The sequence below is a fragment of the Bacillus sp. AFS018417 genome, assembly GCF_002560985.1.
Lineage (GTDB): Bacteria > Bacillota > Bacilli > Bacillales > Bacillaceae_G > Bacillus_A > Bacillus_A rhizoplanae.
Map to the genome: position 1 here is coordinate 145,637 of NZ_NTTM01000006.1, position 25,561 is coordinate 171,197.

The 25,561-nt window shown below is 39.0% G+C and carries 25 protein-coding genes and 1 pseudogene; 18 read left to right on the forward strand and 8 right to left on the reverse strand.

Annotated features, from left to right (window positions below):
• Window positions 1–152: 152 nt before the first annotated feature.
• The 4 genes and pseudogenes from CN326_RS04620 to CN326_RS04635 all read left to right on the forward strand — a co-directional run.
• Window positions 153–1,280 carry an alpha/beta fold hydrolase gene (locus tag CN326_RS04620; RefSeq protein ID WP_483295632.1) on the forward strand — a complete coding sequence of 376 codons (1,128 nt, stop codon included), beginning with the start codon at window positions 153–155 and terminating at the stop codon, window positions 1,278–1,280.
• 78 nt (window positions 1,281–1,358) lie between these two features.
• Window positions 1,359–1,664 (forward strand): rhodanese-like domain-containing protein, encoded by a 306-nt coding sequence (locus tag CN326_RS04625; RefSeq protein ID WP_098306683.1) that lies wholly within the window; start codon window positions 1,359–1,361, stop codon window positions 1,662–1,664.
• Between the two features lie 190 nt (window positions 1,665–1,854).
• A complete protein-coding gene (locus CN326_RS04630) occupies window positions 1,855–2,022 on the forward strand; it encodes a spore germination protein (protein ID WP_483295633.1) in 168 nt (55 codons plus the stop codon).
• 18 nt (window positions 2,023–2,040) lie between these two features.
• Window positions 2,041–2,352: pseudogene (locus CN326_RS04635) on the forward strand (hypothetical protein); the annotation flags it as partial.
• Window positions 2,353–2,649: 297 nt separating this feature from the next.
• On the opposite strand, the gene narI reads toward CN326_RS04635, so the two are convergent.
• The 5 genes from narI to CN326_RS04660 all read right to left on the reverse strand — a co-directional run bounded on the left by narI (window position 2,650) and on the right by CN326_RS04660 (window position 9,961).
• On the reverse strand, window positions 2,650–3,348 hold the full coding sequence (gene narI / locus CN326_RS04640; protein ID WP_098306687.1) for a respiratory nitrate reductase subunit gamma: 699 nt from the start codon (window positions 3,346–3,348) through the stop codon (window positions 2,650–2,652).
• Between the two features lie 17 nt (window positions 3,349–3,365).
• Window positions 3,366–3,896 carry a nitrate reductase molybdenum cofactor assembly chaperone gene (gene narJ, locus CN326_RS04645; protein WP_098306689.1) on the reverse strand — a complete coding sequence of 177 codons (531 nt, stop codon included), beginning with the start codon at window positions 3,894–3,896 and terminating at the stop codon, window positions 3,366–3,368.
• A gap of 19 nt (window positions 3,897–3,915) precedes the next feature.
• Complete coding sequence (narH, locus tag CN326_RS04650; protein ID WP_098306691.1) at window positions 3,916–5,391, reverse strand: nitrate reductase subunit beta; 1,476 nt, start codon at window positions 5,389–5,391, stop codon at window positions 3,916–3,918.
• Window positions 5,381–9,064 (reverse strand): nitrate reductase subunit alpha, encoded by a 3,684-nt coding sequence (locus tag CN326_RS04655; protein ID WP_098306693.1) that lies wholly within the window; start codon window positions 9,062–9,064, stop codon window positions 5,381–5,383. The genes narH and CN326_RS04655 overlap by 11 nt, the downstream gene beginning before the upstream one ends.
• A gap of 204 nt (window positions 9,065–9,268) precedes the next feature.
• Window positions 9,269–9,961, reverse strand: a complete 693-nt coding sequence (locus CN326_RS04660; RefSeq protein ID WP_098306695.1) for a Crp/Fnr family transcriptional regulator — start codon at window positions 9,959–9,961, stop codon at window positions 9,269–9,271.
• A gap of 302 nt (window positions 9,962–10,263) precedes the next feature.
• Here CN326_RS04660 and moaA point away from each other — a divergent pair, with 302 nt between their 5' ends.
• The gene (gene moaA, locus CN326_RS04665; protein ID WP_141524966.1) at window positions 10,264–11,277 is read left to right on the forward strand and encodes a GTP 3',8-cyclase MoaA; all 1,014 of its coding nucleotides are present in this window, start codon (window positions 10,264–10,266) and stop codon (window positions 11,275–11,277) included.
• A gap of 16 nt (window positions 11,278–11,293) precedes the next feature.
• Window positions 11,294–12,307, forward strand: a complete 1,014-nt coding sequence (locus CN326_RS04670; protein WP_098306699.1) for a molybdopterin-synthase adenylyltransferase MoeB — start codon at window positions 11,294–11,296, stop codon at window positions 12,305–12,307.
• Window positions 12,308–12,345: 38 nt separating this feature from the next.
• Here the strand turns inward: CN326_RS04670 and moaC are convergent, their stop codons facing one another.
• A complete protein-coding gene (gene moaC, locus CN326_RS04675; protein WP_098306701.1) occupies window positions 12,346–12,834 on the reverse strand; it encodes a cyclic pyranopterin monophosphate synthase MoaC in 489 nt (162 codons plus the stop codon).
• A 95-nt stretch (window positions 12,835–12,929) separates the two neighbouring features.
• On the opposite strand from moaC, the gene CN326_RS04680 reads away from it, so the two are divergent.
• From CN326_RS04680 to CN326_RS04735, 11 genes are all read left to right on the forward strand, one after another.
• A complete protein-coding gene (locus CN326_RS04680) occupies window positions 12,930–14,222 on the forward strand; it encodes a molybdopterin molybdotransferase MoeA (RefSeq protein ID WP_098306703.1) in 1,293 nt (430 codons plus the stop codon).
• The gene (gene mobB / locus CN326_RS04685) at window positions 14,189–14,704 is read left to right on the forward strand and encodes a molybdopterin-guanine dinucleotide biosynthesis protein B (protein ID WP_253630629.1); all 516 of its coding nucleotides are present in this window, start codon (window positions 14,189–14,191) and stop codon (window positions 14,702–14,704) included. Before CN326_RS04680 ends, mobB begins: the two co-directional genes overlap by 34 nt.
• The gene (locus CN326_RS04690) at window positions 14,701–15,171 is read left to right on the forward strand and encodes a molybdenum cofactor biosynthesis protein MoaE (protein ID WP_098306707.1); all 471 of its coding nucleotides are present in this window, start codon (window positions 14,701–14,703) and stop codon (window positions 15,169–15,171) included. Before mobB ends, CN326_RS04690 begins: the two co-directional genes overlap by 4 nt.
• The gene (gene moaD, locus CN326_RS04695) at window positions 15,168–15,401 is read left to right on the forward strand and encodes a molybdopterin converting factor subunit 1 (RefSeq protein ID WP_098306709.1); all 234 of its coding nucleotides are present in this window, start codon (window positions 15,168–15,170) and stop codon (window positions 15,399–15,401) included. Before CN326_RS04690 ends, moaD begins: the two co-directional genes overlap by 4 nt.
• A 91-nt stretch (window positions 15,402–15,492) precedes the next feature.
• Window positions 15,493–16,662 carry a nitrate/nitrite transporter gene (locus CN326_RS04700; protein WP_098306711.1) on the forward strand — a complete coding sequence of 390 codons (1,170 nt, stop codon included), beginning with the start codon at window positions 15,493–15,495 and terminating at the stop codon, window positions 16,660–16,662.
• Between the two features lie 240 nt (window positions 16,663–16,902).
• The gene (locus tag CN326_RS04705) at window positions 16,903–17,241 is read left to right on the forward strand and encodes a YmaF family protein (RefSeq protein ID WP_098306822.1); all 339 of its coding nucleotides are present in this window, start codon (window positions 16,903–16,905) and stop codon (window positions 17,239–17,241) included.
• 276 nt (window positions 17,242–17,517) lie between these two features.
• Window positions 17,518–18,354, forward strand: a complete 837-nt coding sequence (locus CN326_RS04710) for a DUF2935 domain-containing protein (protein WP_098306713.1) — start codon at window positions 17,518–17,520, stop codon at window positions 18,352–18,354.
• Between the two features lie 890 nt (window positions 18,355–19,244).
• Window positions 19,245–19,544: a YjdJ family protein gene (locus CN326_RS04720; protein WP_255258094.1), complete on the forward strand. Its 300-nt coding sequence runs from the start codon at window positions 19,245–19,247 to the stop codon at window positions 19,542–19,544.
• 123 nt (window positions 19,545–19,667) lie between these two features.
• A complete protein-coding gene (locus tag CN326_RS04725; protein WP_098306717.1) occupies window positions 19,668–20,072 on the forward strand; it encodes a VOC family protein in 405 nt (134 codons plus the stop codon).
• Window positions 20,073–20,291: 219 nt separating this feature from the next.
• Window positions 20,292–20,528, forward strand: coding sequence for a DUF2553 family protein (locus CN326_RS04730; RefSeq protein WP_098306719.1), 237 nt, complete (start codon window positions 20,292–20,294; stop codon window positions 20,526–20,528).
• 1 nt (window position 20,529) lies between these two features.
• Window positions 20,530–20,712 (forward strand): sporulation protein Cse60, encoded by a 183-nt coding sequence (locus tag CN326_RS04735; protein ID WP_020060291.1) that lies wholly within the window; start codon window positions 20,530–20,532, stop codon window positions 20,710–20,712.
• 236 nt (window positions 20,713–20,948) lie between these two features.
• Here the strand turns inward: CN326_RS04735 and CN326_RS04740 are convergent, their stop codons facing one another.
• Both CN326_RS04740 and CN326_RS04745 read right to left on the reverse strand, forming a co-directional pair.
• A complete protein-coding gene (locus tag CN326_RS04740; RefSeq protein WP_098306721.1) occupies window positions 20,949–22,397 on the reverse strand; it encodes an MDR family MFS transporter in 1,449 nt (482 codons plus the stop codon).
• Window positions 22,398–22,464: 67 nt separating this feature from the next.
• On the reverse strand, window positions 22,465–23,730 hold the full coding sequence (locus CN326_RS04745) for a BaiN/RdsA family NAD(P)/FAD-dependent oxidoreductase (RefSeq protein WP_098306723.1): 1,266 nt from the start codon (window positions 23,728–23,730) through the stop codon (window positions 22,465–22,467).
• A 150-nt stretch (window positions 23,731–23,880) separates the two neighbouring features.
• Here CN326_RS04745 and CN326_RS04750 point away from each other — a divergent pair, with 150 nt between their 5' ends.
• Entirely contained in the window at window positions 23,881–25,536 is a 1,656-nt protein-coding gene (locus tag CN326_RS04750; RefSeq protein ID WP_098306725.1) for a putative polysaccharide biosynthesis protein, read from the forward strand.
• Window positions 25,537–25,561: the final 25 nt, after the last annotated feature.

Here is a 25,561-nt window from a genome sequence, read left to right on the forward strand (position 1 = left end):
TCCTATCGTACGAATAAATATAATTGATTATGGTGTATGCGCATTCTTGTAACAAAGGCTATATTCGCAGCGGCTTTTTTCGCTTTGTCTTCAGTATCACACTTTGTTTGTACTAGTAGAAATGAGGAAAAGTGTTACGTAAGGAGGACGAAATGGTGTTATATGTAGAAAAACAAGAATTTCGATTAAAGAAATTCACATTTGAAAACGGTGCGTCAATCCCAATTCAAATTGGTTATGAAACATACGGTGCATTAAACCGTGAGAAGTCCAATGCAATTTTAGTATGTCATTATTTTAGTGCAACGAGTCATGCGGCAGGACAGTATACAGAGCATGATCCTCTTCCTGGATGGTGGGATGAATTAATTGGACCAGGAAAAGCAATCGATACAAATAAATATTTTGTTATTTGCACGGACAATTTGTGTAACGTTCAAGTGAAAAATCCTTATGTTGTGACAACCGGGCCAAAGATGATAAATTCAGAAACAGGTGCAGAGTATGGGATGACTTTTCCCGTCTTTACGTTTCTTGATATGGCTCGTATTCAATACGAATTAATACGACATATGGGGATTGCGAGGTTACATACTGTGATTGGGCCATCTGCTGGTGGGATGATTGCTCAGCAATGGGCGGTTCATTACCCGCATATGATGGAGCGAGTGATTGGCGTCATTACAAATCCGCAAAATCCAATAGTGACGGCTGTTAATGTTTTGCAAAATACAATAGATGCCATTCAATTAGATCCGGCTTGGAATAATGGAAATTACGGAGAGAAGCAGCCGGTGAAAGGACTGCATATGGCCGCTAAAATGATGTTTATAAACGCATTTGATGCGCATTATTATGAAACGACATTTTCGCGGAGCCATACAGAATCTGCACCTTATCAAGATTTCTTTACTTTAACTTCATTTGAAGAAGAAATTCATGAAGTAACATTACAGAATATTGCATTTGTCGATGCAAATTCATGGATGTATACAGCAAAAGCAACGTTATTACATGACATTGCCCGCGGTTTTTCTTCATTAGAAGAAGCGCTTCGACAAGTAGAAGCAAGCGTCCTTATGATTCCTTGTAAGCAAGATATACTACAGCCTTCTCGTTATAATTATGAAATGGTTGAGTTATTGAGGAAGAATAGAAAATTTGCAGAAGTGTATGAGATTGAAAGTATACATGGACATATGGCAGGGGTGTTAGAGACACATTTGTTTGCTAGCAAAGTACATCAATTCATAAATCAGCGAACTTCAAATGTTCTCTAATGAGACTTGGGCACATAGCTTGTTTTCTAGCTATTGCATGCTAAAATTGAGAATGAATCGAAAGAAGGAGGCAGTTCCATGTCTGAAATTAAAACAATTATGCCACAAGAAGTACAAGAGCGTTTAGAAAAAGGGGAAACGTTATTTTTAGTAGATGTGCGTGAAGATGAAGAAGTAGAATACGGGAAAATTCCAGAAGCAGTTCATATTAAAATGAATGACATTCCGCATAAAGTAGACTTCTTTGATAAAGAAAATGAATACATTTTTATTTGTAGATCAGGTGTGCGCAGTGAAAATGTTTGTCATTATTTAAATGAACTAGGTTATAAAACAGTAAACATGGTTGGCGGCATGATGCAATACGAAGGTGAAATTAAATAAAGTTCACTAATCATCAGCGGGGATATCCCTGCTAGAAATAATTCTTTTTAAAACTTGAAACGCGTCCGTTTCAAGTTTTTTTCTTTTGCATACAGTGTAGAAAGGAAGAGATATTGTTAAGGAAGGTGGTTTACGGGTGAATCCACTTATTCGAAAAATTAAAATCATAAACAATAGAGGACCAATCAATATGGGAAATTGTTATGATCTTTCTCCGTTTATTGCGACGAAGATATTTAGTGGGTCTGGTGGATCAAGCTCTGCTAGATTGTTAAATGGGAAGTTAATGCCACCGAGCGTACCACGAGGTAATACTGAATTTACTCCGGCGGAAATAAGTATAACATCAGGAGGGTAATAGAAAGGTTGTATAAAAATGGGAGCTTGTATTAAGGAGTTTGTTATTATAAATAATTCTGGGAATATTTTCACAGGAGATAATTTGCGGGATACTTCGTTTGTTGCAACAAAAACATTTACCGGATCAACAGGACCAACATGTATGGATGTTGTAGTCGTTATCGGAAATACAAATGAAGTTTGTCTGAAACCTGGAGACACAATTACAACAACTATTACACGAGGTAGCACCTTGGTAAATGCTGCAAGTAGTAGCGAGATGACAGATACTTTACCGGGAGCTCAGAATAGCAGTGGGATGACAAATGCTTCACAGGGAGCTCAGAATAGCAGTGGGATGACCAATGCTTCACAGACAGCTCAGAATAGCTGCGGGATGACCAATGCTTCACAGACAGCTCAGAATAGCTGCGGGATGACAAGTGCTTTACCGGGAGCTCAGAATAGCTGCGGGATGACAAGTGCTTTACCGGGAGCTCAGAATGGCAGTGGGATGACAGGTGCTTCACAGGGAGCTCCGAATGTGGAGCGTACAGATTGTATAGTAGAATAAGAAAAAAGCATTCCGATGAAAGGAATGCTTTTCTATTTTTATAAAATATTTATTTCGTGAAAAATTCCCTAATTAAAGTTTCATTTCGTTAGACTCTATCGGTTTTCTTTTTCGATAAATAACATAGCTGCGTCGTAAATATTTCACGGGAACGCTAAATACATGAACGAGTCTTGTAAATGGCCATGCTGCAAACAGTCCCATAGCTGCAACGATGTGAATTTTAAACCAAATTGGCACCTCTGCCATATATTCGGCTTTAGGCTGGAAAATAAAGAGGCTGCGGAACCATGGGCCAACCGTTGTTCGATAATCAAAACCATTTGAATCAATATTTAAAAATGTAGAAGAAAGTCCTGCGAGCATTACGATGAGCAACAAGATCAGGGCAATGTAGTCTCCCTTTGTACTTGTTGCGATAATACGTTTTACGGTAAAGCGGCGATACGTTAAAATGAATAATCCGATTATAGAAGCAATACCTGCCGGAAGGCCGAAACCGATTGCCATTATATGATACGTATGCTCAGAAATGCCGAGGGAACTATAGACGGATTCGGGGATTAAAATTCCCATGACATGCCCGCCAATTACGAACATAATACCAAAATGAAACAATAAACTTCCGATTCGGAGCATTTTCTTCTCTAATAGTTCACTAGATTTTGATGTCCAACCAAATTGATCGTAGTTGTATCTAAAAATATGCCCACCAATGAAAATGACTAAAATGATATATGGAAAGAGTACCCATAAAAATTGATCTATCATCTTTGCCGTACTCCTTTCTATTCTATTTCATACTGCCATGCACCAATAGCAGTAAGGATGCATCGGGCAATTGGTTCGTACATATTGTTTGCGTCTTTTAATTGTTGATGCAATGCCTCGATATTGCTTGTGTATTTTTTCATAATCGGCTCACTATCTTCTTCCTCTGCATTTGCGAAAAACTCTAACATAAGTGGTAAATAATCAGGCAGTTCTTTATCAGTTACAGCGAAGCCTGCTTTTTGATAGTGTTGTTTTAATTCTAGTAGTTCAATTCCTCGTTCTCGTTGTTCACCAGTATTCATGTAAGTGAGATACATATTTGTTTTTTTGCCAAAATCAAATGTATATACATATGATTCAATTAATTCATCGTTTGTTTTTTGCTTTGCTTGTTCGATAAATGTTGTAAGGGTAGTGCGAATTTCCTCATGTTCGATGCTTTGAATATCACTTTGTAAATGAGGAAGTGCTTCTCTCCATCCCTGTTCAGGATAGGAGAGAAGAAAGGAAGAACAAGAAAAAGCAGTTTGTAAACTTTGTTTCATAGTTGTTACCTCCTTTATTTTAAGAGATTGTCATACAAGAGCCGGGGCCGCCAGCAAAGGAAAGACCGCAGCTTCCTTGCTCGTTATAAAGGTCTGCCACTTGCTCGCGGTGAGAAGTTGGAATGACGAAACGATCCTTATATTTCGCAATCGCAAGAAGACGGTACATATCTTCAACGTCTTCTTTTGTTAAGCCCAGTTCTGTTAATACAGCTTCATTTGGTTCTTTATTTATTTGCAATGCTCTCATATGAGTACGCATGACAGCCATTTTTTTCAATGTAAGACGAATATGAGATTCATCGCCCGCAGTTAATAAGTTTGCTAAATATTGAATCGGAATACGCATATTATCAATAGCAGGGAAAATCTCTTCTGCTTGCCGGTTGCTTCCTTTTCCTTCGACCATGTTCATAATCGGGCTTAAAGGCGGGATGTACCAAACCATTGGCAACGTACGATACTCTGGATGAAGTGGAAGCGCAATTTTCCAATCGATAATCATTTTATAAATAGGTGATTGCTGAGCAGCTTTGATCCATTCTTCTGGAATACCTTGTTTCTTTGCTTCAGCGGCTATTTCTGGATCGTTTGGATCTAGGAATACGTTAAGTTGAGAATGGTATAAGTCTTTTCCATCTTCTACAGATGCAGCTTCTTTTACTTTATCAGCGTCATATAACATAACTCCGATGTAACGAATGCGTCCAACGCATGTTTCAGAACAAATTGTCGGCATACCAGCTTCAATACGTGGGAAACACATCGTACATTTTTCAGCTTTATTCGTTTGCCAGTTGAAATACACTTTTTTGTATGGACAAGAAGAGACACAGAATCTCCAAGCGCGGCATGCGTTTTGATCAACAAGGACAATTCCATCTTCATCGCGCTTATACATAGAGCCAGATGGACAAGAAGATACGCACGGCGGATTGATGCAATGTTCGCAAATACGCGGTAAGTACATCATGAACACATTTTCAAAATCCGTTTTAATTTCTTCTTCCATTTTCTTGACGTTTGGATCTTGTAAGCCTGTTACATGCCCGCCGGCTAAATCATCTTCCCAGTTTGGTCCCCATTCAATTTTATCGATAAATTCACCTGTAATGGCTGACTTTGGACGAGCAACCGGTTGGTGCTTTCGCTGCGGGCTGTTTGTTAATGTTTCATAGTCGTAGTTCCAAGGCTCAAAGTAATCATCAATTGTTGGTTGATCTGGGTTATGAAAAATGTTCATGAGACGTTTCATTTTTGAACCGGATTTCAACTGAAGGTCTCCGTTCTTCAGCTCCCAGCCGCCTTTATATTTTTCTTGATCTTCCCATTGTTTTGGATAGCCAATGCCCGGTTTTGTTTCTACGTTGTTAAAGTACATGTATTCAGCACCTGGACGATTCGTCCAGGTGTTTTTGCATGTTACGCTACAAGTGTGGCAGCCGATGCATTTATCTAGGTTCATTACCATTCCGACTTGTGCTTTAATCTTCAAGCCAATCTACCTCCTTCAGTTTGCGGATGACGACGTTTAAGTCGCGTTGGTTGCCAGTTGGGCCATAGTAGTTAAAGCCGTAGCTTAATTGACCGTATCCGCCAATCATATGTGTTGGTTTTACGTGAATACGCGTCGGGCTATTATGTGTTCCTCCTCGGTTACTTGTTAAATTCGTACCAGGCACGTTAATGTGGCGATCTTGTGCATGATGCATAAAGGCCATTCCTCGCGGCATGCGGTGTGTTACGACAGCACGTGCAACAACGACACCGTTTCGGTTAAAGCATTCAATCCAGTCATTATCAGCAACACCGGCTTCAGCAGCGTCATCTTTATTCATCCATACTGTTGGTCCGCCGCGGAACAGTGTTAACATCGGCAGTGAATCAAAGTACATACTATGAATGGACCACTTGTTATGCGGTGTTAAATAGTTCAGCGTAATTTCTTTTCCTTCTACTTCAGGGCGAGATTTACGGAACGGTTTATGCTGTAAAATTGGTTTGAACGTTGCCATTGTTTCGCCAAATTCTTTCATCATGTCGTGATCTAAGTAGAAAGATTGACGCCCTGTTATTGTTCTCCAAGGAATAAGACGTTCTACGTTTGTTGTAAAAGGTGAGTAACGGCGTCCTCCTTTTTCTGAGCCACTAAAAGCGGGGGAGGTAATAACTGTTTTTGGTTGTGCCGTAATTTGTTCGAATGTGAAGCATTCTTCTTCACGTTCTTCTGCTAAATCACGCAGTTGTAAATCTGTTTGTTTTTCAAGCGCTTCCCATGCTTTTACTGCCATATGACCGTTTGTTGTAGAAGAAAGGGTTAACACTGTCTCAGCAGCATTAATTGCTTCTGTTATGTCAGGGCACCCTTTCGCGATCGAATCAGCGCGAATTACACCTAATTTACTCTTTAATTGTTCGTATTCTTTTTCCGCAGACCAAGAGATGCCTTTTGTACCAATTGGCTGTTTTCCAACGTTTGGTCCGAGTGCAGTCATTTTGTCATACAGCGTTTTATAGTCACGTTCTACGACATGAATTTGCGGCATTGTTTTGCCTGGGATTGGCTCACATTCCCCTTTGCTCCAATCTTTAATTTGTCCGAGCGGCTGCGCTAATTCTTGCGGTGTATCGTGAAGAAGCGGCGTTGCAACAACTTCTTTCATTGGCTCAAGGTCTAACTTTTGTGCTAGATCAGAGACTGCTTTTGAAAGGGAGCAGAAAATATCCCAGTCAGAGCGTGCTTCCCACGGTGAACCGATTGCTGGGTTAAATGGATGCACGAACGGATGCATATCTGTACTGCTTAAATCATGCTTTTCATACCACGTGGAAGCAGGAAGAACGATGTCAGAGTATAGTGCTGTTCCAGCCATACGGAAATCTAAATTGATTAGTAGATCAAGTTTTCCTTCCGGTGCCTCTTCATGCCACGTAATTTCTTCTGGTCGTAATGAATCATGATCATCGTTCATTAATCCGTTTGTTGTACCTAATAAATGTTTTAAGAAATACTCGTGTCCTTTACCAGAACTTGAGATTAAATTCGCGCGCCATACGAATAAGTTGCGCGGGAAGTTATTTTTGTTATCCGGGTCTTCAATCGCAAATTTGAGCTCTTTGTCTTTTAGTTTCTGCGCAACATATTTCCCGATTTCCTCTTGGGTTGTTGCGCCACTAGCGACCGCTTCTTTATATAGTTCAATGCCATTCTTTTCGAAAGTTGGATAAGAAGGTAGCCAGCCAAGGCGAGCGGCCAACACATTGTAATCACCATGATGCTGATAACGTGAGTTGCCGACAACTGGCGATGCTAAATGTCCAACAGGTGTATCTTCATAGCGCCACTGATCTGTAACGAAATAGAAGAAGGATGTACCGTTTTGCAGTTTCGGCGGACCTTGCCAATCTTTTGCTGTTGCGATGGTTTGCCAACCTTCTGCTGGGCGTAACTTTTCTTGACCGACATAATGAGCCCAGCCGCCGCCGTTTACACCTTGTGCACCAACAAGAAGAACAAGGTTTAACACAGCGCGGTAAATCGTATCAGAGTTAAACCAATGGTTAATACCAGCGCCGACAATAATCATCGAGCGTCCATTTGTATCAACTGCATTTTGAGCAAATTCACGAGCGATTTGAATAATAAGTTCTCGTTTTACACCTGTCATTTTTTCTTGCCATGCTGGCGTAAACGGAACATCTTCATCAAAGCTCTTCGGTTCTTGGCCGCCAAGACCGCGGTCTACGCCGTAGTTTGCTAATGTTAAATCATAGACAGTTGTTACGAAAAGATCTCCGTTTGGTGTTGTAATCTTTTTCACTGGAATGGTACGTTCTAATACTTCATTTCCGTCATCAGAAAAGTACGGAATTTGTACAGTTCCAATTGCATCCTCCATACCAAGTAAAGAAAGACGCGGCTCAATTTTTTCACCTGTTTGTTCATCTTCTAAACGTAAGTTCCACTTCTTCTCGTTATCCCAGCGTGATCCCATTGTACCGTGCGGCGTTGCGAAATCATGACAGTTATCGTTCCAAAGAACGGGCTTCCATTCGCCAAGCTTCGTTTCACGACCAATATCAGCCGCATTTAAGAAGCGGTCTGCAACAAATTGATCTCCTTGCTGCTTTAACGTGACAAGGAATGGGAAATCTGTATATTGTTTTGCATAATTTATGAAGTAGTCCACTTGTTTGTCCACGTAAAATTCTTGTAAAATGACGTGCCCCATTGCCATTGCAAGTGCACCGTCTGTTCCTTGTTTTACACTGATCCAGTCATCAGCAAATTTTGTTGATTCGGCAAAATCAGGGCTAACAGAAACGACTTTTGTTCCTTTATAGCGCACTTCCGCTAAGAAGTGGGCATCTGGTGTCCGTGTTAGCGGTACGTTGGAGCCCCATGTCATAATGTAGCCAGCGTTGTACCAATCACTACTTTCTGGCACATCTGTTTGATCACCCCAAATTTGCGGTGAAGCTGGCGGTAAGTCAGCGTACCAATCGTAGAAGCTGAGCATCGGCCCGCCCATAAGCTGCATAAAGCGGCTTCCAGCTGCGTGGCTTAACATTGACATCGCAGGAATTGGCGAGAAGCCAACATTTCGATCTGGACCGTATTTGATTACTGTATATAATAAGGAAGCAGCAACAAGCTGTAATACCTCATCCCAATTTGCACGAATAAAGCCGCCTTTTCCGCGTGCTTGCTTATATGTACGTGCTTTTTCTGGATTTTCAACAATGCTTTTCCAAGCGTCTAACGGTGATTCATGTTTTTGTAGTTCCTCTTGCCACATATTCCAAAGAACGCCGCGTACATATGGGTATTTCACACGAAGCGGACTATAAATGTACCAAGAAAAGCTTGCTCCGCGCGGGCATCCGCGTGGCTCAAAGTCTGGCATATCCGGACCAGTAGTCGGATAATTTAGCTCTTGTCCTTCCCAAGTTACAATTCCATCTTTTACGTAAATGTTCCAGCTGCAAGAACCGGTGCAGTTTACGCCATGCGTGGAGCGGATTACTTTATCATGCTGCCATCGCTTTCTATAAGCGTTTTCCCATTCGCGGTCTTCGTATGTTTCTTGTGTATGATTATCGTTATAACGATCTATTGGAGAAAAATATTTTAAACGTTGCATGAATGGTGATAGTTTCTTTTTCATACTGTTCACTCCTTTATTGCGTCTCTCTTGCTTACTTTCACTATAAGAGGGCGTGCAAAATAGAGATGTGATATCTATCACAGTTCAACAGATTGTCAAAAATTCATGAGTGTGTAAGGAAAAAATAGAGAAGGTGTGACATTTTGCACATTACAAAACATGTTTAGGATGTAGAATAAAAAAAAGCAGCATCTAAATGAGATGCTACTCAATACTACAAATAGAGGTAGGGCAATCTTCACAAGCGATTGCACATTTTAAAAAGTGTAAATTATGAATGGTAATCTTTCCTTTATGAATGGAAATAATGCCTTGTTTTTTTAAATCATTTAACATGCGATTGACACTTTCCCGAGAGGTTGCACAGAAGTTTGCAAGATCTTGATTCGTTAATGGAAGATCAATGAGAATACCCTCTTCTTTTAAAATCCCGTAACTATTCGTCATGCGAATGAGAGTCGAATAGAGAGCTCCCTTTTTGCCATGCAATACTAAATCACGAAACTTCGTTTGCATTCTTCGTAAATGCTCACTAACCCACTTCATAAATTCAAACGCAAGAGCTGGTTTTTCCAGCAATGCTTTTTCTAATGCATCTCGTTTAATGACGCCGATTTCTGCATGTTCAAGCACTTTTGCATTTAACAAATATTTGGCATCCTCTGTAAATAATGTGAGTTCTCCGATAATATCATGCTGCGAACAAATGCGCAGTGTCAATTCTTGACCATCGGCACTAATTTTACTAATTTGAACTTTTCCAGAGTGAATAATGTATAGTTCTTTTGCCACCATACCTTCTTGGAAAATATAATTAGCTTTGCCCACTTTCATTTTATATTCCACAGATGCGAGCAATTCTTTTAAATCATTTGATAATGCCGTACTGTTTGCCACAGCAATCACCTTTCTTTTCAGAACAGTCTATTTCTTATTTTGAATGTAAATATAGTGCAAATGCAAGCAGTTTTTTTCCCGTGGCTAATTGTGAACAGTTTTTGAACAGAATTGTGAAGAATTTTTGAATGAGAAAATCGATGTGAGAAATATCACAACATAGATTGTTGTTCTTTTTTATGATGAAGACAAATGAAAGACAGCCAAAAAAAAGATAAAGCGCAAGAGCAAAAACACCCTAGTTTAAAAATATATTATAATAGAATGAAGGTATATAGAGACAGCAAGAAGGAGGGGTGAAGATGACTGAGAAGATTTTAGATGCATGGCAGCGTCCGCTTCAAGATTTACGCATTTCTGTTATTGATCGTTGTAATTTTCGATGCACATATTGTATGCCGGCTGAAGTGTTTGGTCCAGATTATGCGTTTTTAAAAGATGAGTTTTTGCTTACATTTGATGAGATTGAGAGATTAGCTAAACTTTTTGTTCGCATGGGCGTCAAGAAAATTCGATTAACTGGCGGCGAACCGTTACTGCGTAAAGATTTACCAAAGCTCATAGAACGTCTTGTGAAATTAGAAGGTCTAACAGATATTGGGCTAACGACGAACGGTATTCATTTAACGAAGCAAGCGAAAGCTTTAAAAGAAGCTGGTTTACAACGAGTAAACGTCAGTTTAGATGCACTAGATGATGATGTATTTCGAAGCATTAACGGCCGCAATGTAAGCACGAAGCCTATATTACGAGGAATTGAAGCAGCAAGGGCAGCCGGATTAGAAGTGAAAATCAACATGGTCGTAAAAAAAGGAATGAACGATAACCAAATCTTGAAGATGGCCGCTTATTGTAAAGAGCAGTGCATCCCTCTTCGCTTTATTGAATTTATGGATGTTGGGAGTACGAACGGCTGGAATTTTGAACAAGTGATTACGAAGAAAGAATTAATCGATATGATTGGACGTGTGTATCCAATTGAGCCGGTAGATCCGCATTATTTTGGTGAAGTGGCAAAGCGGTATCGATATGTTGAAACTGAGGCAGAAGTCGGCTTTATCACATCTGTTTCTGAATCGTTTTGTTCTTCTTGTACGAGAGCACGCATTTCAGCAGAAGGTAAGTTGTATACATGTTTATTTGCAACAGCAGGAACGGATTTACGAACGCTGCTTCGCGAGGGGATAGATGATGAGGAATTATTCCGAGTCGTACAAGATGTGTGGACTAGGCGTAGCGATCGTTATTCAGATGAACGAACGGAAGAAAGTGCAAATAACCGCCCGAAAATTGAAATGTCATATATTGGCGGATAAGAGAGAAGGGGTCAAGATGCAAGAGCGGTACTCACGGCAAATACTATTCTCAGAGATTGGTGAAACTGGCCAGCGAGATTTAGGTGAAAAACACGTATTAATCATTGGCGCTGGTGCACTTGGTGCGGCAAATGCTGAGGCGCTTGTCCGGGCAGGGATTGGCAAGCTGACGATTGCGGATCGTGATTACGTCGAGTGGAGCAACTTACAAAGGCAGCAATTATATACAGAAGAAGATGCGAATCGTTATGTACCGAAAGCAGTTGCAGCGGCGCAGCATTTAAGGCGAATTAACTCTGAAGTAGATATCGAGCCAGTTGTAACAGATGTAACGGTGCAAGAAATGGAACAGCTTGTTAAGAACGTGGATGTAATAATAGATGCAACAGATAATTTCGATACGCGTCTTCTTATTAACGATATTTCACAGAAGTATAACGTTCCGTGGATATACGGTGGTTGTGTAGGCAGTTATGGTGTAACGTATACGATTATTCCAGGGAAAACACCATGTTTTCGATGTTTAATGGAGCATCCAACGAGCGGAGCAACGTGTGATACAGCGGGGATTATTCAACCAGCTGTGCAAATGGTCGTTGCTTATCAAGTTGCAGAAGCTTTAAAAATACTAGTTGGAGATTTTGAAGCATTACGAGAAACGATGGTAACATTCGATCTTTGGAACAATCAGTATATGGCATTTAAAGTAAACAGGCAGAAAAAAGAGAATTGCCTGTCTTGCGGTAAATTGCGTACATATCCAAGCCTAGCATTTGAGGCACAAATGAAAACAGAAGTGCTGTGCGGTCGAAATACAGTTCAGATTCGCCCAGGCAAAAATCAGCTTCTTAACTTAGAAGAAATAGAAAAGCGCTTACAAAAGAGCGTAACGATGCAGAGGACACCGTACTTATTATCATTTCATGTAGATGAATATCGCTTTGTTTTATTCCAAGATGGGCGAGCCTTTGTTCATGGTACAAATGATATACAAGTGGCAAAGCGATTATACGCTCGTTATATAGGGTGAATCCAGGGGGACGCCCCCCTTGGATTCGATGAAGGAGTTTAAGATTGATTTCTTGTATAATCGCCGCTTTTGCCACCTGTTTTTTCAAGTAAGTATGTTTCACCGATGATCATGCCTTTATCGACAGCTTTGCACATGTCATATACGGTAAGAGCGGTAGCGGAAGCTGCAGTTAAAGCTTCCATTTCAACGCCGGTGCTGCCCTCTGTTTTCACTTTTACTTCAATAAGTAAACGATATTGTTCATCTGCAATATTCCAGTCAAAGGAAATATCAACACCTTTTAGAAGGAGTGGATGACACATCGGAATGATATCAGAAGTACGCTTTGCTGCCATAATACCAGCGATTTGTGCAACCGCTAGGACATCGCCTTTTCCGATTTCATTATGGGTAATTTTATCATAAATTTCTTTCGTCACGATGATGCTAGAACGAGCGATAGCTGTTCGCACGGTAATCTTCTTATCGCTAATATCGACCATTTTGGCACGGCCTTGTTCGTTAAAATGAGTAAATGAAGACATGGAATTCCTCCTTGAAGTAATTGCTATTATGATTAGCATTGTACAACAAAAATTGTAATGAAGATGTGATATTTTGCAAATGTGGGGTGAAAATGATGCTAGAAAAACGAATACCAATTGCAGTTAGCGATGCAGTGGCACATGTGATGAAATATGCAAAACATGGCGACGCAGAGCGAGTACCGCTTACAGAAAGTTATGGACGAATTCTTGGGGAAGACGTAGTAGCGGATCATGATGTTCCTCATTTCGATCGCTCTCCGTACGATGGTTTTGCGATACGTGCAGAAGATACAAAAAAAGCAAGTCAGGAGCAGCCAGTTGAATTTGAAGTCGTTGGAGAAATTGGTGCTGGTTTTGTTTTTACAGAAGAAGTGAAGGCATTTCAAGCGGTGCGGATTATGACAGGTGCAGCGATTCCAACAGGTTGTGACGCGGTTGTCATGCTAGAGCTTACAGAAGGCTTCCAAAAAAACGGGAAGACATATATGAAACTGAAGCGTCCGTTTCAATCAGGCGATAATATTTCATTTAAAGGTGAAGATGTAAAGCAACATGATGTACTTGTGGAAAAGGGAACAGTGATTAATCCAGGAGTGGCAGCGCTTCTTGCAACGTTTGGTTATAGTGAAGTAGCTGTCGCAAAGCGTCCTGTTATTGGAATTGTAACTACGGGAAGTGAATTGCTAGAGGTGCATGAACCGCTTGAACCAGGAAAAATTCGTAACAGTAACTCTTATATGATTGCTGCGCAAATTATGCGAGCGGGCGGCACGGTTCGGTATTATGGACAATTTGCAGATGACTTCGATACTTGCTATGAAATGGTAAAAAAGACAATGGAAGAAGTCGATATTCTCATTACAACAGGCGGTGTGTCAGTTGGAGATTATGATTACTTACCGGCTATTTACGAAAAGCTTGGAGCGCATGTACTGTTCAATAAAGTAGCGATGCGGCCAGGAAGTGTAACGACGGTAGCAGAAGTAAACGGAAAATTATTATTTGGATTATCAGGTAATCCGTCTGCTTGCTATGTTGGATTTGAATTGTTTGTACGTCCTATTGTTCAGACATTTCTACATCGGAAGCAGCCTCATATGTACCGCGGTGATGCCATTTTAACGAAGGGGTTTCCGAAAGCGAATCCATTTACACGTTTTGTTAGAGGGAAAGTAGAAATAGTAAACGGACAACTGCAAGCAGTGCCAGTTGGGCTTGATAAATCAAGTGCTGTGTCTTCACTTGCCGATGCGAATGCTTTTATCGTCTTACCAGGTGGTACGCGCGGTTTTGAAGCAGGTATGACTGTTACTGTCCTTTTATTAGAAGCAGAGCAAGGAAGTGATTGGCCATGGAAAGAGCCGTTCCAGTCTTACAAGTCGTAGGGTATCAAAATAGCGGAAAAACGACATTGGCAGAGAAGCTGATTAGAGCTTTAACGAATGAGGGCGTGCGAGTAGGGACGATTAAGCATCATGGGCACGGAGGATATCCAGAGTTGCCGCTGCAAAAAGATAGTGAACGCCATCGCGAAGCGGGAGCAATTGTCAGTGCAGTGGAAGGTGATGGATTATTGTCTTTATCTGCTACGAGCCACTGGTCTTTAGAAAAAATCATTCGTTTGTATACGTGTTTTGAAGCAGAAGTTGTTATTGTTGAAGGATATAAAAAAGAACAATACCCGAAAGTAGTTTTACTTAGGTCAGATGAAGATGCCTCTTTATTAGAAAGTGTAGAAAATGTGATCGCTGTCATTACATGGAATGAGGCTCCGGAAACATGGCACGAGAACTATAAAGTTTTTCGTATAACAGAAGAGGCAGAGTATATAAAGTGGCTCGTACAAAGAATGAGGGATGCAAAATGACAAATACGTATTTTGAAGTAGTGGATACATCAATTTCCATTGAAGAAGTGACAAAGAAAGTGATTCGCCGTGAATGCGGTGCTGTGACGACATTCACTGGTACAGTGCGCGAGTTTACGAAAGGACGCCGTACACTTTACTTAGAATATGCTGCATATCATTCGATGGCTGAAAAGATGCTTGCCAAAATTGGTGAGGAAACGAAAGAAAAATGGCCAGGAACACATGTGGCAATTACGCACCGCATCGGCACACTGCAAATTTCTGATATTGCCGTAGTTGTTGCTGTATCGACGCCGCACCGAAAAGCGGCATACGAGGCAAATGAGTACATTATGGAGCGTATTAAACAAATTGTTCCAATTTGGAAGAAAGAGTTTTGGGAAGACGGTGAGAAATGGATTGGCGATCAATTAGAGAAAACATCGTATCCAAAAGGGGAACCAGGAAAGGAGAATGCGGAATGATTACAGTATTATTATTTTCTCATTTACAAGAAGAAGCTGGAACACATCAATTACAAATTGATGTACAAAATCTTGCCGTATCAGAATTAAAGGAACTTGTGACGAAAGACTACAATGTATCCCTTTCACAGCACACAATGGTAGCAATTAATGAAGAATATGCGAATGAAGATGATATCATTCAAGATGGTGATGTTGTCGCATTGATTCCACCGGTAAGTGGAGGCTGATTCTTTCCTGCCTAATCACGCTCTATCGTGATTAGGCAGGAGGGAAGCAATAGAAATTGTGAAATATTGAACAAAATTGGAGGAGAGACTGATGAAAAATCCGAATTTTCAGTTAGGATTACAAACTTCAAATCTTGTAATGGGCTTTATGGTATGGGTTATTTTATCTTCTTTAATGCCATTTATTAAAGCAGACATTGCGTTAACAGCAGGACAGATTTCTCTTGTCACAGCAGTACCAGTTATTTTAGGATCTATTCTTCGCATTCCAATTGGTTACTGGACAAATCGTTTCGGAGCAAGAAAATTATTCTTTATTAGTTTTATTATTCTATTATTCCCTGTTTTCTATATTAGTAAAGCAACATCGATGCTAGATTTAATTATTGGCGGTTTATTTGCCGGAGTTGGCGGTGCGGTATTCTCTGTTGGGGTAACAGCTCTTCCAAAATATTATCCGAAAGAAAAGCATGGTTTTGTAAACGGAATTTATGGAGTAGGAAATGCAGGAACAGCGGTTACATCGTTTCTTGCACCAGTACTTGCAACTTCATTTGGCTGGAGAACGACTGTACAAATGTACTTAATTTTACTTGCTGCATTTGCACTGCTCAATTTCCTGTTAGGGGATCGTAACGAGAAAAAGGTGAACACACCATTAATGGAACAAATTAAAGGTGTATATAAAAATGAAAAACTTTGGTTCTTATGTATTTTCTATTTCTTAACGTTTGGTTCATTCGTTGCATTTACAGTATATTTACCGAACTTTCTTGTATCTCACTTTGGCTTAGCTAAAGTAGATGCTGGATTACGCACAGCTGGTTTTATCGTGCTAGCAACAATCATGCGTCCAATTGGGGGTTGGCTTGGTGACAAATTTAATCCATTTAAAATTTTAATCTTTGTGTTTATTGGATTAACATTATCAGGCATTATTTTATCCTTTATGCCAAGCATGCACGTATATACATTTGGCTGTTTATTAGTTGCATTTTGCGCTGGTATTGGAAATGGAACGATCTTTAAACTTGTACCAATGTATTTCTCGAAACAAGCTGGTATCGTAAACGGTCTTGTATCGGCACTTGGGGGACTTGGCGGTTTCTTCCCGCCATTAATCTTAACGATATTATTCCAATTTACAGGCCACTATGCAATTGGATTTATGGCATTATCAGAAGTAGCACTTGCTTGTTTAATTATTACAGTGTGGATGTATAGTCAAGAAAAGTTACTGGTGATGTTACAGCATCGATAGGAAAAGAGGGTGTCTCCTAAGTGGTGATTTTGGAGACACCTTTTTACTTTTTAAGGATGGCTGTTCAGAGATTGCTTGATGAGAAATTTCAATCAGTAGGGGATGAAAAAACTGCACTGATTGAGGTTTCACCTCATAAGGTTACGTAAATAAAGGAGAGAGGAATTATCTTGATAGTATAAGCATATTAGTTTATAGAATTCATCTTTATGCATAAGGGGAATGGGGATAATGAATAGAATGAACAAGGTAGGAAAAAATGATTTTGTTTCTGGATTTGTACCACATCATAACCATGGGTCAGTGGATTATACATCTGTTAATGATGGGCATGTACATCAATGTCTAGATGTAACATCCCCGCCCATTAAGACACAAGAGGGTGGGCATATACATTATACAGAAGGATATGTTTTGTTCGAAGATGGACATACACACTATTACAAGGCGTACTCAGGACCAGCAATTCCAGTTGGAAATGGGATGCATGTTCATTATTACGATTTTTATACGACGGAAGATGATGGGCATAAACATCGTGTTAAGGGCGTAGATCAGCCCGCCCCGGGTGATAAATAAAGTTAATACGAAAACCCCTCTTGCTGTTAAATAGTAGTTTTTTTGTCTTATGTTTGTTTTTAATAATTAAAACGCAAGCGCCTAATAGCAGCTTCAGAACAGAAGAAATCACTTTGGAGTCGTCTGTTTGGTAAATAAATTAGAATTATTATTTATGTTGTGATGAATAGAAAAAAATAAGATTATTTTTATAGCCAGACTGACCTTTTATTGATGGTATATATATATCCATTCATAAGAATAGAACTAGCATAGTATTTACTGGAGGGATTGAAAATGAATAGGATACATCCTGATACGGGTGTTACATCTGTAATGTTTGTTGAACGATCATTAAATGAAATTCGTTTTTGGTCTAGAATTATGAAAGAGCATTCTTTATTTCTGCGATTGGGGTTTAGATGTGAGGATGCTCAACTAATCCAAGAGGCTAATCAATTTTACCGATTGTTTGAACATATCGAACAAATTGCACATTCCTATACAAATCAAACAGATCCTGAGCAAATAAAAAGATTTAATTCAGAAGTACAACAAGCTGCAACTAATATTTTCGCATTTAAACGAAAAATTCTAGGATTAATTCTCACATGTAAATTGCCAGGGCAAAATAATTTTCCACTGTTAGTTGATCATACAAGTAGGGAAGCTAATTATTTTAGAAATCGTTTAATTGAATTAAATGAAGGTAAATTGGATGCTCTTCCTGATGCTATTATTAAAGAAAATGTTTTCTTTTTAAGGATTATGGCAGACCATGCTAAATTTATTGGTCATCTTCTTGATCCATCGGAAAGAAAGCTTGTAGATATGGCTCGGAATTTCAGCAATGATTTTGATCAATTGATGTATCAAGCAATTGACTTAGAATCTATGAAACCACAATCTCAAACAGTTCCTCTTTTAGATCAATTCCTGGATCAAAATCGTGTGTCAGTCACAGCTCTTCGGGATTTTAAGAAAACGGCACGTGATTTAATTGAGCAATGTAAAATAAAGAGTATCATTCACCCGCTATTAGCAGACCATGTTTTCCGTGAAGCTGATAGATTCCTTGAAATAATTGATATGTTTGATGCTCATCTTACAAGCGTTAAATCACAATCTAAATAGTAGAAGATAGGGAAAGGTACTATTTTTTCCATAAGCTGAGAAGCTAACAATAAATTGTTAGCTTCTTTTCCTTGTGATGGTATTATATTCCTTATTCAATGAGCAGGTTCTTTATGGGGACTTCTTTTGAAAATACGTTAAAATAAGGGTTGGGAATTTATAACAAGGTTCGATGGGATAGGGGGAATTTACGGAATGAATAAGAGTTTTAAAAAGAGACTTGTGTATTTATTTACAGGGGAACTCTTCGCAGTGATTACCTTTATTTTTCTGTACTTTTTTTATTCTTTAAACCCTAACGGTAGTTATGCTCTAATATATGTATTCTTTATATTAAATTTCGTCTTACTACAAGGGAGTTTTTACTGGTTTGTAAAGTGGAAACGATTAAAAACAAAAAGACCTCTTCTTCCTAATTTCCACAAGTTACTTAGCATACTAAAAAAAATAAATCTTATACTCATATGTATAGCACCTATCATATTTCTTATTGATATAACTATGATGGAACGGATGTCATTTTCTGTATTTTTCCTAACATTATTCATTTATGCATTTGCTATAATTGAGTATATTAACTACTTTCATATTCAATTAACAAATTACAAAAAAGGAAGGGGAAAAAAGGCTTCAATTGCTAAAGAAATTAGTAGAATTACAAGTAAAGATTGATCTAACTTTTTTACAAAACTACAGGTACTGTTATTTACATTGTCACAACACTTATCGTTTCAATAAAGTGAAACTTCCATCAGTGGGAGGGCTTCATCCCCACTGATGGTTAGTTGAACCAATCGGGCTTTTACGGGCAGTTTACCCCCACCTATCTTCTTCGCTTCTGGGGGACTTACTGCCCGTTAATGCGGGATACATAGAAAGAGGAGAGTTCTGTGAAAATAAGATACATGGTTCAATTCGGGGCAGCTCTTATATTCTTCATCGTTTCAGCTATTATCAGTTGGTACGAAGGAAGTAATTTAATCGAGGATTCATTTGACTGGAAGTACTCCGCTAAGTTTACGAATTATTTCAAAGGGCCTGTTTCAGATTCCAATGACATTTTGCAAATCGATTTTTTTATATATGCAGCTAAATTTTACCCTATACCAGTTATCATTATGATTACTAGTTTTGGATATATGTTGCTGTTAAGTGTGTATATCGTTTTGAAAAGAAGGCTGATTTCTTAAAGATTGTTTTATACTCCTATTTTCGTACCTCGTTCTAACTCTAATGGGGGATTTTAAGAAGCATATCGCTATTTTATAGTAGGAGATGTAAGTGCTCTTGAATTCATAGAGGGAGGAATTCATATGAAAAAATGGGTTCAGTTTAGAATAGCAAGACCAACAGACAAACTTGAAGAAGTAATTAAGTTTTACGAAGAAGGATTGGGGTTAAAACGCATAGGCGAGTTTCACAATCATGAAGACTATGATGGGGTAATGTTTGGATTACCTGGTGTAGAATATCATTTAGAATTTACAAGGCATATAAATGGAAGTCCATGTCCTGCTCCAACAAAAGATAACTTACTTGTATTTTATTTTCCTGATAAAAGTGAAATCGAAAAAATACATCATAGACTAAATACAATGGGATATTATGAAGTTGAGCCAGAAAATCCTTATTGGAAAGAAAAAGGAATTACAATAGAAGATCCTGATGGATGGAGAATTGTACTCATGAATACAGAGGGATTGCGCTCTCGCGATTAAAGATGCAAGCTCATTAACGGAGCAGAGATTTTACTAACAATAAAATTTATAAATTTTATTGTTAGTAAAACGGAGAACGATTATTTTGTTCATAGTTTTTAGGTTTACCTCGAGCTTCTTCTTTTCTACTTAGCATATCCCCTTAAATTTCATTCATAAAATAAAAAATCCTTAATACAATAAACCAAATCCGTTCTTTTTCGAAAGGAGGGGTGGGAGATGAGCCGCACAATTAAAATTGATATAACAGACAAGGTAGTGGCGAAATTCAAGACAGATTATTTGGAATTATACTCTAATAAATTTATGATTGGTAAATTTTATGTCTATACTGAAGAGAAGCAGTATGTATTAGAAGATGGTTATTTGTATGAAGATGGTAAGTTTTATCGCATCATTGATACGCGCCGAGATAATAGTTCAGCCGTAGAAGGTTGTGACTTAGGATGGTGTTAATGTGATTCGAGTGAAGATATTTGATGAAAGTCATGAAAAGGATTTAGAAGAGGCTATCAATGTCTTTTTAAAGAAGATGGATGAAGAGCAAATTGTAGATATTAAATACCAAGTGTCGGTTTCAAATAATGATGAAGAGAGTCAAATTTATTGTTTTTCAGCGATGGTTGTATATCGGTCTTAAATAAAAACAACGAAAAAGGATGACGAGAAGTCGTCCTTTTTCGTTGTTTTTTAAATTTATCGGCGCTTTTTCCAATATATTGACCACTGGACACGATATAAAGACCGTTCGACAACACACGACAGGAATAGGTTCTGAAAATAAAGTGAAACTTCCATCAGTGGGGGTCTTACTGCCCGTTAATGGGGGATAAACAAAAAAGGCTAGCGTTTCGCTAGCCTTTCTAATATAAATTTTTACTTATTTGCAGCCTTTTGCTGGGGGGCTGCTGCACCCTCTTGGTTTTGTTTTAAGAAGAACCATGCAATAAGTAAACTGATCACAGCTAATATAAACGTGCCGCTAAAGATAATATGAACACTAGAAGCCAAGACTTCTTGCGATCCTGTAGCAGTACTTCCGTGTTCCGAAGTTACTAAGTTTACATTTCCCTCACCTGCACTATGAATCATTGTATTGAAGATCGTTCCAAATACAGCTGATCCTAGCGTTTGGCTGAATGTATTAATAAATGTATTTAAACCGACCGCTGTTCCGCGTTTAGTTGCAGGGACAGAAGCTTGAATTGTGACCATATAGATTGGTGTCACAAGTCCCATTCCTAAACCGAACATACCCATTGCGATGTAAATGAGAGCTGGATGCGAGTGAGTAGACAATGTGAACAACAGGAATGTAGAAACGGATAAAATGCTGCCGCCAAGTAAAATAATTTGTTTTGTTTGTAACCGGCCAACTAAGTTACCAGATAGCATGGCCCCAACTGTCCAAAGGACTGGAATTGGCATAAGAATCAAACCAGCTTCTGTTGCATTTTTTCCTAATACGCCTTGGGTCCAAATTGGGAGGTACATCGTAATACTAATAATCATACCACCAGCAATTAACGTTAATGCGTTAACAATAGATACAGCCCGATTTGAGAAAAGATCTAATGGAATTAGTGGTTCTGGTGATTTTTTTTCTACGAGTAAGAAAATGATAAATGCGACAATCGCAAATAGCAGCAGGCCAATAATTGTGATATCTCCCCAATTTTGATGCTGACTTCCTGTTAATAGTGCATAAAGTAAAGCAATTGTACTAAGTGAGAAAATAACAGCACCTGGATAATCGATATGATGTTTTGCTGGCGTGATGGATTCTTTATAAGAAATGGCGATCATCGTACAAGCAATGATTCCAAATGGAATGTTTATGAAAAAGATATAACGCCAAGATAGTGAATCTACTAAAAAACCGCCAACTAACGGTCCAATAACACCGGATACACCCCAAACAGCACTCATCCATCCTTGTGCTTTTGCTCTATCTTTTGCCTCGCTGTATAAGTCGCCAATAATTGTCATTGTAATTGGCATGACAGCTCCTGCACCTAACCCTTGCAGAGCACGGAAAAGAATTAATTGTTCCATTGTCGTTGCAAGGCCACATAATGTAGAGCCGATTAAAAAGATGGTTGCACCAATTAATAGTACTTTTTTACGCCCAAATAAGTCTGCTAGCTTTCCGTAGATCGGAGTTGATACAGCGGTTGCTAACATATAAATCGCATATACCCAGCTTACAAGTTCTACGCCTGACAGTTCGCTTGTAATGCGAGGCACTGCTGTGCTAACAATCGTTCCTTCAACAGCGGAGAGAAACGTCATTAACATTAAAGATATCATTACTTTTTTTCTCATCTGTTTTCCCCTTTGTTTCTTTATACTGATATATCGGTGATTTTATACTATCCGACATTTTTTACTATTACATGGTAGCATTTTGCCCCGCAGTCATTCCAGCAATTCGGCCTGTAACAAGTGCAGAAGTAATATTATATCCGCCTGTATAGCCGTGAATATCAAGAACTTCGCCGCAGAAATATAAGCCGTTCATGAGTTTTGATGACATTTCTTTCGGATTAATTTCTTTGACAGACACACCGCCGCCTGTTACAAATGCTTTTTCAAGAGACTGCGTTCCATTTACGGTAAAGGAAAATCCTTTGAAGTCTGCAGCAAGAGCCCGGATTTTTTCATGAGAAATTTGTCCACATTGCTGACTGCCGTCAATTTCATTTTTTTCTAATAGGAATAAGAAATAACGTTCAGGTACATAACCTTTCAGTACATTTTTTAATCCCTTTTTCGGCTCTTCTTTTATTTGCTTCATCATGCGCTGGAAGAGTTGTTCACTATGTTCATCTGGCAATGCATCAATGCTCATTGTTACTATGTTTGTTTTGAACTTTTTCATCGTTTTCACAACAAACTGACTGCAGCGTAGGGCAGCTGGCCCAGACACACCGAAGTGAGTAAAGAGCATGTCCATTTTATGAGAGATAACAGCTTTTCCTTTTGGATTTAATACGCTTAGTTCTACATCGCGAAGTGCTAAGCCTTGTAATGTACGGTCACGAATAAATGGTTCGTTAGAAAGGATCGGTACTTCAGTTGGGAATAGTTCTGTAATTGTATGTCCTGCTTTTTCAGCCCAAGCATAGCCATCACCAGTTGAGCCGGTATGCGGTACAGATTTACCGCCAACAGCGATTACAACATGATTTGTTTCAAGAACTTCTCCGTTTTGCAGAATAACCGCTTTTGTTTGTCCATTTTCATACTCTACTGTTTTAACAGGAAGATTGGTACGAATCGTAACGCGCAGTTCCTTTAAGCGTGTTAACAAAGCATCGACTACTGACTGTGCTTTATTGGATACTGGGAACATGCGGCCGTGATCTTCCTCTTTTAATTTCACACCAAGATTTTCGAAAAACTGAATAATATCTTCATTATTAAAAATAGAAAAGGCGCTATATAAGAAACGACCATTTCCAGGAATATGTTTTACAATTTCATCAAGCGGGAGACGGTTTGTCACGTTGCAGCGTCCGCCGCCAGAAATCGCAAGCTTTCTTCCTAATTTATCGCCTTTATCAAGAAGTAAGACACGTGCACCTTCTTCCGCAGCTCCGATTGCTGCCATTAATCCAGAAGGGCCTCCTCCGATGACAATTACATCATAATGCATATAAATCGACCTCATTTTCTTATTTTGCTGCATTCAAGAATATCACGTTTTTGTAGAAAAGAAAAATGAGGGAAGGTACTGTTTACATGAGAAATTGTGGTACAATACAAAAGTTGAGTTCAGCGTTTTGAATAATGGAGGAGGATTTTTATGTCCGATTCAAAATTTTTACGCGGAACGCTTATTGTGACGCTTGGGACATTTTTAGTAAAGTTCCTCGGTATGATTTATGTCTTTCCGTTTCATGCGTTAGTTGGCACAGAAGGCGGGACGCTGTATACATATGGATATATTCCATATACAATCTTTTTAAGTATCGCAACGGCAGGAGTGCCGCTTGCAGTTTCAAAGTTTGTTTCGAAGTATAATGCGCTTGGAGATTATAAAACGAGCCGAAGAATGTTTCGCTCAGGTATGATCATGATGATCGTGAGTGGAATTCTTTCCTTTTTAGTATTGTATATGTCAGCACCATTATTTGCTGAGGCAATGCTAGGGAAACAGAGTTTACATAGCAGCTTAGAAGATGTAACAATGATTATTCGCCTGGTCAGCTTTGCGCTTATTGTTGTACCAGCAGCGAGTTTAATTCGCGGCTACTTCCAAGGTCACCAATCAATGGGACCTACAACAGTTTCGCAAATTATTGAACAAATTATTCGTATCGTATTTTTACTTGCAGGTAGTTTTATCGTAATAAAAGTATTGAAGGGCTCTGTCGCAACAGCAGTTGGTGTGGCGACATTTGCAGCGTTTGTTTCCGCAGTTGGAGCGCTAGCTGTGCTCATTTGGTATTGGATGAAGAGAAAGCATCATTTAAATCAATACATCATCAATCAAACCGTACCAGAATCAACAGTTCGTACATTTGACCTATTTAAAGAGCTGTTTGCTTATGCGATTCCTTATGTTGTAGTTGGATTAACGATTCCGCTTTATCAGCAAATTGACGCGCTAACATTTAACTCGATTATGCAAGCAATTGGACAAGGCGATATTGCAGAGCGTGCTCTTGGTATTTTTACGATGTGGACACATAAGTTAATTATGATTCCAGTATCGCTTGCAACGGCGTTCAGTTTAACGCTTGTACCAGCGATTACAAAGTCGTTTACAGAAGGGCAGTTCCGTTATTTAAACCAGCAAATTACACAAACGTTTCAAGTGAATATGTTTTTAACATTGCCAGCTGTAATTGGAATTTCAGCTTTAGCTTATCCAATTTATACAGCATTTTACGAAGCTGATCCACTTGGCGGAAAAGTATTAATGTGGTATGCACCAGTCGCATTATTATTTGCACTATTTACAGTAACAGCAGCCATTTTACAAGGGATAAATCAACAAAAGTATGCAATCATTGCACTTGGAATGGGGATTATTTTAAAATTCTTATGTAACGTGCTATTCATTCGTTATTTTGGAACAATTGGTGCGGTCGTAGCAACAGGTGTAGGGTTCTTCGCATCCATTTGGTATACAAATAAACAAATTCGAAAACATGCCCATTTCTCATTTGAACTTGTATATAAACGAACGTTCCAAATTGCAATGTTAACAGCAGCGATGGTGATTGTTGTAAAGCTATTATTATGGATCCTTTCCTTTATGCTTCCATATGAGACAAGCCGTTTTGCAGCATTGGTTACAGTAGGCATTTGCGCAATGGGAGGAGCGGCTGTATACGGCTATTTGGCACTTCGTACAGGCGTAATCGAACGAGTACTTGGCGGTGAATTTTTAGAGAAGATTCAGCGTAAACTTGGTAGTAGATTGAAAATTAAAGTGAAAACTAAAGGGGCGTAATCGTACGCCTCTCTTTTTCTGAGTA